This is a genomic window from Oerskovia douganii, from assembly GCF_015142735.1.
GTDB lineage: Bacteria > Actinomycetota > Actinomycetes > Actinomycetales > Cellulomonadaceae > Oerskovia > Oerskovia douganii.
Map to the genome: position 1 here is coordinate 242276 of NZ_JACSPN010000001.1, position 10848 is coordinate 253123.

The window sequence follows — 10848 nt, forward strand, 5'->3', positions numbered from 1 at the left end:
GGCGGCTGCGGCTGCCGGGGCCCTCATGTGCGCAGCCCCCGCGGGGTCGGCCGGAACCCGGCCTCCAGGAGGGCGGCCGTGACCCCGAACGCCCGCGACGCGGTGCTGCCTGCGCCCGCGAGGGCGTCGATCCCGTCGATCCGACCGATGACCATCTTGCCGAGGAGGCCCGCGCGCGAGGCGCGGGCGAGCTCGGCGCTCGCCAGGGCGAGGCGCCGGGCGGAGGACTCGGAGTCGTCGCCGAACGAGATCAACGAGCGCCCGCCGCGCTCGACGTACAGCACCAGGTCCCCGCTCACGAGCACGACGACGGAGCCCACCTTGCGGCCCGGCCGGTGCGTCGCGCGGGGCGCGGGCCTGGAGACGTCGGCGGTCAGGACCGCGGCGGGGGCCGCGCCACCGCCGGCACCTGCCGCCTGAGCCGTGCCGGCACCACGTGCTCCGCCGGGCGGACCGAGCCCGAGCGGGGCCCCGCCGCCCGGTTCGTGCGGCACCCGGGGCTCGGGCCACGGCAGCGCCGCGCCGTACGGGTTCGCGGGGTCGGTCGCCGCGAGGAGCAGGGCCGAGAGCTCGCGTCGCCCCGGCGACTCCTCGGCGTGCTCGCGGTCCTGGGCGTCGGTGCGGAGCTGGTCGACCGCACCGGGCAGCGCGAACTGCGAGCCGCCGAGGTGCTCGACGAAGTACCCGCGCCGGACCGTGCCCGTGGCCTCGAGCTCGGACAGCACGCGGTAGACGCCCCGGAAGTAGTTGGTGACGCCCTCCGAGGGTGCTGCGCCGCGCGTCAGGACGCCGTGCCGGTCGAGCAGGACCCGTGTCAGGGCGTGCGTGCGCCGGGTGGGGTCGAGCTCGCGCGCGGGCAGCGCGGACCAGCGGCCCGACCCGCCGCGCAGGTCGGACTCGCCGCGGGCCGCGCCGAGCGACCCCGTCGGCGAACCGGCCCCGAGCGAGGCGAACCTCCCCCGGGACATCGGGCGGGCGCGCACGGGGGCCCGCGGAGCGCGGTGCGCTCCGCCCCCCGGGCCGAGCCGGCTGCGGAGGGCGCCGAGCCCGTCGTTGGTGACCCAGCCCGCCCACACGAGGTCCCACAGGACCTCGAGGGTCGCGGACTGGGAGGCGCCCGCGAGCTCGGCGATGCGCGGCAGGAAGAAGCCGCCCGAGCCCGTGAGCAGGTCCACGACGGCCCGGTGCAGGTCGCTGTCGAGCGGCCCGTCCTCCTCGAGAGGGGTCGCGTCGGGGAGCGTGAGCGGCGCGGCGTCGGCGAGGTGCAGGCTCACGAGCCCGTCCTTGCCGCCCGGCAGCGACGAGTGCCCGCACCACAGGACCTCGCCCGTCGTGGTGAGCTCGTCGAGCAGCGCGGGCGAGTAGTCGGTGACCCGGGACGGCAGCACGAGCGTCTCGAGCGCCGAGGCGGGGACCGCGGCCCCCGAGAGCTGCTCGACGACGCGCAGCAGCCCGTCCACCCCGCGCAGCGTGCCGATCCCGTGCCAGCGCGGCAGGAACACGCCCAGCGCCTCGGGGGCCACGGGCTCGACCTCGGCCCGCAGCGCCGCGAGCGAGCGACGTCGCAGGGTCCGCAGCACCTCGGCGTCGCACCACTCCTCGCCCGTCCCGCCGAGGGACTCCGGCCGCAACCTGCCGCAGACCAGCACGCGCGCAGCCTCGAGCCGGCGCAGGACCCCGGTGGCCACGGCCACGCCGATCCCGAACCTGGCCGCGACCTCGTGCGCCCCGAACGGACCGTGCGTGCGGGCGTGGCGCCGCACGAGGTCGCCCAGCGGGTCGGGGACCGGCTCGGTGAACACCTCGGGGATGCCCGTGGGCAGGGCGACCCCCAGCGCGTCCCGCAGCCGCCCGGCGTCCTCGACCACGGCCCACTGCTGCGCGACGTCGTCGGGCACCCCGGCCAGGCGCACCTGGATGACCCGGCGCGCCCCCTCGAGGCCCGTGAGCCACGCGGGCACCTCCTCGCGGACCTCCTCGCGCGTGCGCCGCGCGACCTCCGCCCCGGGCAGCGGGCCGAGCCGGCGCAGCAGGTCCCACACGTCCTCCGCGTGCCGGGCCTGGCGGCTCGGCAGCAGGGCGCCGAGCTCGGCCTCGGTCCGCTCGACCGACTCCGGGTCCAGCAGGTCCGCGAGCTGCGAGGCCCCGCCCTCGGTGCCCAGCAGCTCCGCCAGGAGCGTCGGGTCGAGGGACAGCGCGGCCGCGCGGCGCTCGGCGAGGGGGGCGTCGCCGTCGTACAGGAACTGGGCCGTGTACCCGAACAGGAGCGACTGGGCGAAGGGGGACGGGGTCGGGGTCGTGACGTCGACCAGCCGGACCCGGCCCGCCGCCAGGTCCCGCATGAGGTCGGTCAGCGCCGCGACGTCGAAGTCGTCCTGGAGGCACTCGCGCGCAGCCTCCAGCACGATCGGGAACTCGGGGTACTCGCTCGCGACCGACAGGAGCTGCGCCGAGCGTTGGCGCTGCTGCCACAGGGGCTGGCGCTTGTCGGGGCGTCGCCGGGGGAGCAGCAGGGCTCGCGCTGCGGCCTCGCGGAAGCGTGCGGCGAACATGATCGAGCCGCCGAGCTCCGCGCGGACCTCGTCCAGGACCTCCTCGGGGACGAGCAGCAGGTCCTCCGCGGTCACGACGGGCGACCCCGCGGCGCCCGGACCGGTCGGGTCGCCGGGAGCGTCCCCCCAGCCGTCGCCGACGTCCGGCAGCCGCAGCACGATCCCGTCGTCCGAGTGCATGGCCGCGGCGTCCAGCCCGTAGCGGTCGCGCAGCCGAGCGCCCAGGACCAGCGCCCACGGCGCGTGGACCTTGGCCCCGTACGGCGAGTGGATGACGACGCGCCAGTCGCCCAGCTCGTCACGGAAGCGCTCCACGACGACCGTCCGGTCGTCCGGCACGCGCCCCGTGGCCTCACGCTGGTCCGCGAGGTAGGCGACGAGGTTGTCGGTCGCCCAGGCGTCGAGACCCGCGTCCCGCAGGCGCTGCGGCAGCGCGCCGTCGCTCGCGGCCAGCGACTCGAGCTCACGTACCCAGGCGCCCACGGCCCGGCCGAGCTCGGCCGGGCGGCCGGGCGAGTCACCCTTCCAGAACGGGAGCCGGCCGGGTGCCCCCGGGGCGGGAGTCACGAGCACGCGGTCCGGGGTGATGTCCTCGATACGCCAGGTGCTCGACCCGAGCGTGAACGTGTCGCCCACGCGCGACTCGTAGACCATCTCCTCGTCGAGCTCGCCGACCCGCCGCCCGCCCCGCGCCCGCGCACCCGTCGCTGCGCCCCCGGGCGCGTCGCCGAGCACGCCGGCGGTGTCCTCGGGGCCCGCCGTGGCCGAGGAGTCCGTCGCGAGGAACACCCCGTACAGGCCGCGGTCCGGGATGGTCCCGCCGCTCGTGACCGCGAGCCGCAGCGCACCGGGCCGTCCGCTGAGGACCCCCGACGTGCGGTCCCACACGATCCGCGCCCGGAGCTCGCCGAAGTCCTCGCTGGGGTAGCGGCCCGCGAGCATGTCCAGCACGGCGTGCAGCGTCGCGTCGCCCAGGGCGCCGTACGGCGCGCTGCGGCGCATCAGCGCGGCGAGGTCGGCGACGGTCCAGTCGTCGAGCGCGACCATGGCCACGACCTGCTGCGCGAGGACGTCGAGCGGGTTGGACAGCACGTGCAGGTGCTCGATCTGTCCGGTGCGCATCCTGTCCGCGATCACCGCGGAGGGCACCAGGTCGCCCCGGAACGTCGGGAACACCACACCGTGGGACACCGCGCCCACCTGGTGCCCCGCGCGCCCGATGCGCTGGAGCCCGCTCGCGACCGACGGCGGCGCCCCGACCTGGACCACGAGGTCCACGGCGCCCATGTCGATGCCCAGCTCCAAGGACGACGTCGCGACGACCGCGGGCAGGCGCCCGTCCTTGAGCTCGGTCTCGGTGCGGGTGCGCTCCGCCCGGCTCATGGAGCCGTGGTGGGCCCGGGCGATCACGGGCTCGGTGCCCGCGCTCGCACCGGACTGGGCCAGGACCTGCGCGGGCTGGAGCGTCCCGACGTCCGGCACGTCCTCGCCCTGCCGCTCGGCCCAGACCTCGTTCATGCGGGCCGTGAGCCGCTCGGCACCTCGCCGCGAGTTGGTGAAGACCAGCGTCGAGCGGTGCTCCGCCACGAGGTCCACGACGCGCTCCTCGACGTGCGGCCACACCGAGGGGCGCGGAGGTCGGCCGGTGGCCGGACCCGCGAGGTCGGGCTCGCCGTCGGGCAGGGGCGGCAGGCCGTCCGTGCCCGTGCCCGCGCCCGCGCCCGCGCCGGCCGGTGCGGTGCGCAGGTCGGACAGGTCCGGGACGGGGACGACGATGTCGACCTCGATCCTCTTCTCCGACGGCGGCTGCACGACGACGACCTCCCGCCCCTGGTCCTCCAGGCGGCGGTGCCCGGCGAGGAACGTCGCGACGGCCTCGACCGGGCGGACCGTCGCCGACAGGCCGACGCGCTGCGCGGGCACGGGAAGCAGGGCGTCGAGGCGCTCGAGCGAGACCGCGAGGTGCGCCCCGCGCTTGGTCCCGGCCACGGCATGGATCTCGTCGATGATGACGGTCTGCACACCGGCCAGCCCGGCGCGTGCCTGCGAGGTCAGGACGAGGAAGAGCGACTCGGGGGTCGTGATGAGGATGTCCGGGGGAGCGATCCCGAAGCGGCGGCGCTCGCTCGCGGGCGTGTCTCCCGTGCGGGTGCCGACCAGAACCTCCGGGACCGTGGTGCCGAGCCGCACGGCGGCCTGCCGGATGCCCGCGAGCGGCGAGCGGAGGTTGCGCTCGACGTCCGCGGCCAGCGCCTTGAGCGGGGAGACGTAGAGGATCTTGCAGCGGTGCACGGGGTCCGCAGGCGCCTCGCCCGCGGGTGGCGAGAGCAACCTGTCGAGCGACCACAGGAACGCCGCGAGCGTCTTGCCAGAGCCCGTGGGAGCCACGACCAGCGCGTGCCGGTCGCTGCTGATCGCCTCCCACGCGCCCGCCTGCGCGGCGGTCGGGCGCTCGAAGGCGCCCTCGAACCACGCGCGGGTCGGAGCGCTGAAACCGGCGAGCGGGGCGGGGGACGTCACCTCGCCATTGTGGGCTCTGCCACCCACAACCGCTCCCCACCGGTGGAGGCGCGCGTCGGGCGACGGCCCCGGGACGTGGCAGGCTGTCCCCGTGCGGTATCGAGAGTTCTGGCAGCTGGTGGACGAGGTCTTCGGATCGGCCTATGGTCGCGCCCTGACCAGGGACCAGGTGCTCAACGCCCTGGAGGACCGCACCGCGGTCCAGGCGCTCGAGGACGGCGTCGAGCCCCGGTACGTGTGGCACGCGCTGTGCGACGCGCTGGACGTGCCCGACTCGCAGCGGTGGGGCACCGACAAGCACCGGCAGGCTCCGCCCGCGCGGTAGGTGATCGCCGCTGGGGGCCCGTCCACGCCCGGGCGGCCGCGCGGGCGCCCGCCCGGCGCACGCGGCATCATGGCCGCATGAGGCACCGTCTCCCGTTCTCCGTGCACGACCTGACGGGGGCGCTCTGGTCGCTCGTGTCGACGACCGCTGGCCTCGCCCTCGCGATCTGGTGCGTCCCCGGGGTGCGGATCACGTCGTGGTGGTCGGTCTTCCTCGCGGCCTTCGTGGTCGGGGTCGGCGACGCGGTCCTGCGTCCGCTGTGGCGCCTCGTCGCGGGGCGTGCAGGGGTCCTCGGGGCGCTGGTCTCGGGCTTGGTGGGTCAGGTGCTCGTGGCGTGGCTCGCGCTGACGTACCTGCCCGGCTTCGAGACCGACGACTGGGGCAGCGTCGTGGCCGTGCTGGTGCTCGCGGCGTTCTTCATGGCGATCGGGCGGTGGGCGGTCGGTGCGAGCGACAACGAGTACGTGATCGACCACCTGCTCCGGCGGGCGCGCCGGGCGCAGCGTGCCGCGGACCGCCGCGCGCAGGCCTCGACGGCCCCCGGGGACGGGGAGGACGGTGGTGCCGCCGCGGACCGGTCCCGTGCCGGCCTCCTGGTCGTGCAGCTCGACGGGGTCGCACGCGAGACGTTCGACCACGCGGTCCAGGCGGGCCTGGCCCCGAACCTCGCGCGCTGGCTGAGCTCGGGCACGCACGAGCTCGAGTCGTGGTGGGCCCGGGTGCCGTCGACCACGCCGGCCAGCCAGGCCGGTCTGCTGCACGGCACGAGCGAGCACGTGCCCGCGTTCCGGTGGTGGGACCGCGCGCAGGGCCGGCTGGTCGTGACCAACCGCCCGGCGGACGCGGCGCAGGTGGAGGCCGCCATGAGCGACGGTCGGGGGCTGCTCGCGGGCGGCGGCGTCGCGGTGTCCACCATGTTCTCGGGCGACGCCGCGACGAACCTGCTCGTCATGAGCCGGGCGCGCGCCGGGCTGGGACCCGGGCAGCTGTTCGTCCACTTCTTCTCGAGCCCGTTCGTCCTGGTCCGGGCCCTCGTGGCGACCGTGGGGGAGTTCTTCAAGGAGCTCTACCAGGGCTGGCAGCAGGCCGTGCGCGACGTCGTGCCGCGCGTCTCGCGGCTGGGGGCCTACCCGGTGCTGCGGGCCGTGTCGAACGTCGTCCTGCGCGACCTCAACACCTCTCTCGTCGCCGAGCAGCTCGTGCGCGGTGCCCCCGTGGTGTTCGTGGACCTCGTCGACTACGACGAGATCGCGCACCACGCGGGCCCCCTGCGCCCCGAGGCGATGCGAGCGCTCGAGGGCCTCGACCGGGTCGTGGGCCTGTGGGAGCAGGTCGCCGAGGCGGCGCCGCGCCGGTACGAGGTCGTCGTGCTGTCGGACCACGGCCAGGCGCTCGGCGCGACGTTCGAGCAGGTCGTGGGCCGCTCCTTCCTCGACGAGGTGCGCCGCCTCATGGCGGCCCGGCCCGCCCCGGTCGAGCGGCGCCGTCGGGCTGCGGGGGTGCGGTCGCCCGCGTCCGCGGACTCCGAGGCGTGGGGCGCGGTCAACACCGCGCTCAACGTGCTCGGGCGCGGCGGCGCCGAGGACGTGAGGGGCGGTCGCGTGCTCGTCGGACCCGACCGCGAGCCCGCGCCGGGAGACGCGGGCGACCTGCCCGAGGTCGCGGTCGTCGGCTCGGGCAACCTGGGCCTCGTGTGGTTCCCGCGCTCCCCGGTGCGGCTCGTGGGGGACGAGATCAGGGCGCGCTGGCCCGCGCTCGTGCCGGGCCTGGTCGCGAACCCGGCCGTGGGGGTCGTGGTCGTGCAGGAGAGCGGTCCCGTCCAGGGCGAGGTGCCCGACGTCGTCGCGTACGGCCCGGCGGGCAGCCGCCACCTGGTCACGGGCGAGGTCCACGGGCAGGACCCGCTCGCGCCGTACGGCCCCCGGGCCGCGCCCGACCTGCTGCGGGCGGCCTCGCTCGAGCACGCGGGCGACCTGCTCCTGGTCTCGAGCGTCGACGACGCGGGGCTGGTCCACGCGTTCGAGGGCCTCGTGGGCTCGCACGGCGGCCTGGGCGGTGCGCAGAACGAGGCCGTGCTGCTCTACCCGGCGAGCCTGCGCGTGGCGGACGCCGCGCGCGAGGACGTGGGCGGGCGACGCATGCTCGTGGGGGCCGAGGCCGTGCACCGTGTGCTCGTCGGCTGGCTCGAGGAGCTGGGGGTGCGGACGTGACCGGGGTGGCCCCGGGCCTGCGCGTCACGTGGCTGGGGCACGCGAGCGTCGTGCTCGACGTCGAGACGCCGGACGGTGACGTGCGGATCGTGACCGACCCCCTGCTGCGCCGCCACGCGGGCCTGCTGCGCCGTCGCGGAGCCCGGCCCGCCGAGACCTGGCGCGGAGCGGACGCCGTCCTCCTCTCGCACCTGCACCACGACCACGCCGAGCTGGGCTCGCTGCGGCTCCTGGGCGACGCCCCGATCCTCACGGCTCCCGCGAACGCGCGCTGGCTGCGGTCCAAGGGGCTCGCCGGGGTGGGGCTCGGGACAGGGACCGAGCACGACGAGCGCCCGCTCGCCGGCCCCGTCCCGGGCCGCCCGCGCACCCCGGGGGGCCCGGGTGCGGAGCACGGCACCTGGCACGACGTCGGAGCGCACGTCCGCGTCCACCTCACGCCTGCGGTGCACGGGCACCGTCCCATGCCGCACCGGCCCAACGCGGCCGTGGGGCACCTGGTGCAGACCGACCGGTGGACGCTGTGGGCCGCGGGCGACACCGAGGCCTACCCGGGCATGGCTCACCTGCCGGCGCTCGCGGGCGGCGGCATCGACGTGGCGCTCGTGCCCGTCGCGGGCTGGGGGCCGCGGCTGTCGGGGGGCCATCTGGGGCCGGTCGAGGCGGCGCACGTGTGCGCGACGGTCGGGGCCCGGGTCGCGATCCCCGTGCACTGGGGGACCCTGCACGCGCCGGGCGGGCAGAACCTGCCGCGCGGGTGGATGGACCACGCCGGGGACGCGTTCGCCGCGGCCGTGCGCCGGTGGGCTCCCGGGACGCGGGCGGTCGTGCTGGCGCCGGGGGAGTCGTGGGAGGGGTGACGCGGGGCCGGGCGAGTGGTCCGGGGCCCGGTCGCGCACGGGCCGCCGCTCGTGTTCCGGACGAGAGCGACACGCCGCGCACCGAAGGCTCTCTCGAACAGGTGTTCGGGTAGAGTTGTGCACAGCACGAGCTGACCGCGCCCCGTCCACAGGCAGGGTGCGGGTGGCGGCGAGTGTCAGTGGCGGCACGTACCGTCGGGACACGACACAGGCTTCCTGAACACTTCGGCCTCGAACACATCTCGGCACGGTTCCGTGCCCCGCACGCAAAGGTGACCGACATGCCCGCACCCGCAGACCGCGAGAAGGCGCTCGAAGCCGCTCTCGCCCAGATCGACCGCAACTTCGGCAAGGGCTCGGTGATGCGCCTGGGCGAGGAGGGGCGTGCACCCATCGAGGTCATCCCCACGGGGTCGATCGCCCTGGACATCGCGCTCGGCATCGGAGGCCTCCCGCGCGGCCGCGTCGTGGAGATCTACGGCCCCGAGTCCAGCGGTAAGACGACCGTCGCCCTGCACGCCGTCGCGAGCGCGCAGCGCGCAGGCGGTATCGCGGCGTTCATCGACGCCGAGCACGCGCTGGACCCCGAGTACGCGAAGAAGCTGGGCGTCGACACCGACGCGCTGCTCGTCTCGCAGCCGGACACGGGTGAGCAGGCCCTCGAGATCACGGACATGCTGATCCGTTCGGGCGCCATCGACATCATCGTCATCGACTCGGTCGCGGCCCTCGTGCCCAAGGCCGAGATCGAGGGCGAGATGGGCGACAGCCACGTCGGCCTCCAGGCCCGCCTCATGTCGCAGGCGCTGCGCAAGCTCACGGGTGCCCTCAGCCAGTCCGGCACCACCGCGATCTTCATCAACCAGCTCCGCGAGAAGATCGGCGTGTTCTTCGGTACGCCCGAGACCACGACCGGTGGCAAGGCCCTCAAGTTCTACGCGTCGGTCCGCCTGGACATCCGCCGCATCGAGACGCTCAAGGAAGGTACCGACGCGGTCGGCAACCGCACGCGCGTCAAGGTCGTCAAGAACAAGATGGCGCCGCCCTTCAAGCAGGCCGAGTTCGACATCCTGTACGGCGTCGGGATCTCCCGCGAGGGCGGGCTCATCGACATGGGCGTCGAGCACGGGTTCGTGCGCAAGTCCGGTTCGTGGTTCACGTACGGCGGTGACCAGCTCGGACAGGGCAAGGAGAACGCACGCTCGTTCCTGCGCGACAACCCGGACCTCGCGAACGAGCTCGAGAAGCGCATCAAGGAGAAGCTCGGCGTCGGCGCCAAGGTCGACGCACCGGCCGACCCGGCCGCCGTCGACGCACCGGCAGCGCCCGTCGCGGCGCCTGCGGGCAAGGGCAAGAAGGCCGCCCTCTGATCGTCGACGACCCGCTCGACCGCATGCCCGAATGGGCGCGTCCCCTCCCCGGTGAGGAGGGGGACGCGCCCGTCGGTGCTTCCGGGGCGTCAGGTGCTGCCGGCTCTGCAGGGGCGGGCGGTGCAGCGGGCGCACGAGCAGCCGAGGACCGTGACAGCGGGCCCGCCGCGCCCGGGCCCAGGACCGCGTCCCGCCCGAGCAGGCTCGGCGCGGGCGGGTCGTCGCGGTCGCGAGACGGGAGCGGCACCTCGTCGGGTCGCGGCGGGTTCGGGCAGCGCAGCTCGTCCGGGTTCGGCAGCAGCGGGCTGAACGGTGGGTTCGGCTCGACGTCCTCCAAGCGTGGAGCCGGCGCGTCGCGCCGCAAGGAGTACTCGGGCGAACGCAAGGAACGCAAGCCCCGTCCCACGGTCGCCGACCGCATCGAGTCAGGGGCCCTGGTCGGTCCCGAGCTCACCGAGCACGCCCGCGAGGCGATCCTGCGCACCCTCACCGCCGCCCCCAAGAGCAGACGTCAGCTCATGGACGCCATGACCCGCAAGGGGTACCCGCCCGAGGTCCTCGAACCGATCCTCGAACGCTTCGAGGAGGTGGGGCTGATCGACGACGCCGAGTACGCCGGGATGATCGTCCGCACCCGCCACGGCGAACGCGGGCTCTCACGCCGCGCCATCGCCCAGGAGCTGCGGCGCAAGGGCATCGACGACGACACCGCGACCGACGCCCTCGACCAGGTCGACGAGGACGACGAGGCGGAGGCGGCCCGAGACCTCGTCCAGCGCCGCCTCGCCCGCACGACCGGCCTCGACCGCGAGGTCCGCACCCGCCGCATCGTCGGGATGCTCGCCCGCAAGGGATACAGCCCCGGCCTCGCGCTGTCCCTCGTCCGCGAGGAGCTCGCGCGCGAGGGCGAGACGCAGGACGACGACGAACCGTACGGCGGGTACGAGGACCTCTGAGGCGAGCGGCGCCGTCGGGCAGGCCGTGACCTGACGACCCCCGCCGCGGGCCCGC

General features: G+C 75.6%; 6 protein-coding genes. 5 read left to right on the plus strand and 1 reads right to left on the minus strand.

What is annotated here, in order from left to right; translation table 11 throughout:
• Positions 1-23: 23 nt before the first annotated feature.
• On the minus strand, positions 24-5072 hold the full coding sequence (locus tag H9623_RS01065) for an Lhr family helicase (RefSeq protein WP_193718232.1): 5049 nt from the start codon (positions 5070-5072) through the stop codon (positions 24-26).
• Between the two features lie 91 nt (positions 5073-5163).
• Between H9623_RS01065 and H9623_RS01070 the strand changes: the two genes are divergently transcribed.
• The 5 genes from H9623_RS01070 (at position 5164) to H9623_RS01090 (ending at position 10793) form a co-directional block, all read left to right on the plus strand.
• Positions 5164-5397, plus strand: coding sequence for a DUF3046 domain-containing protein (locus tag H9623_RS01070; protein WP_193718233.1), 234 nt, complete (start codon positions 5164-5166; stop codon positions 5395-5397).
• A gap of 77 nt (positions 5398-5474) precedes the next feature.
• Complete coding sequence (locus H9623_RS01075) at positions 5475-7607, plus strand: phage holin family protein (protein WP_193718234.1); 2133 nt, start codon at positions 5475-5477, stop codon at positions 7605-7607.
• Entirely contained in the window at positions 7604-8467 is an 864-nt protein-coding gene (locus H9623_RS01080) for an MBL fold metallo-hydrolase (RefSeq protein WP_321575189.1), read from the plus strand. The genes H9623_RS01075 and H9623_RS01080 overlap by 4 nt, the downstream gene beginning before the upstream one ends.
• A 281-nt stretch (positions 8468-8748) precedes the next feature.
• Positions 8749-9837 carry a recombinase RecA gene (gene recA, locus H9623_RS01085; RefSeq protein ID WP_193718235.1) on the plus strand — a complete coding sequence of 363 codons (1089 nt, stop codon included), beginning with the start codon at positions 8749-8751 and terminating at the stop codon, positions 9835-9837.
• A gap of 23 nt (positions 9838-9860) precedes the next feature.
• On the plus strand, positions 9861-10793 hold the full coding sequence (locus H9623_RS01090) for a regulatory protein RecX (protein WP_193718236.1): 933 nt from the start codon (positions 9861-9863) through the stop codon (positions 10791-10793).
• Positions 10794-10848: the final 55 nt, after the last annotated feature.

What these genes read in the sequence shown, in the direction of transcription:
- H9623_RS01075 (WP_193718234.1), top strand. Translation starts at nt 5,475, where the DNA reads ATGAGGCACCGTCTCCCGTTCTCCGTGCACGACCTGACGGGGGCGCTC.
- recA (WP_193718235.1), top strand. Translation starts at nt 8,749, where the DNA reads ATGCCCGCACCCGCAGACCGCGAGAAGGCGCTCGAAGCCGCTCTCGCC.
- H9623_RS01090 (WP_193718236.1), top strand. Translation starts at nt 9,861, where the DNA reads ATGCCCGAATGGGCGCGTCCCCTCCCCGGTGAGGAGGGGGACGCGCCC.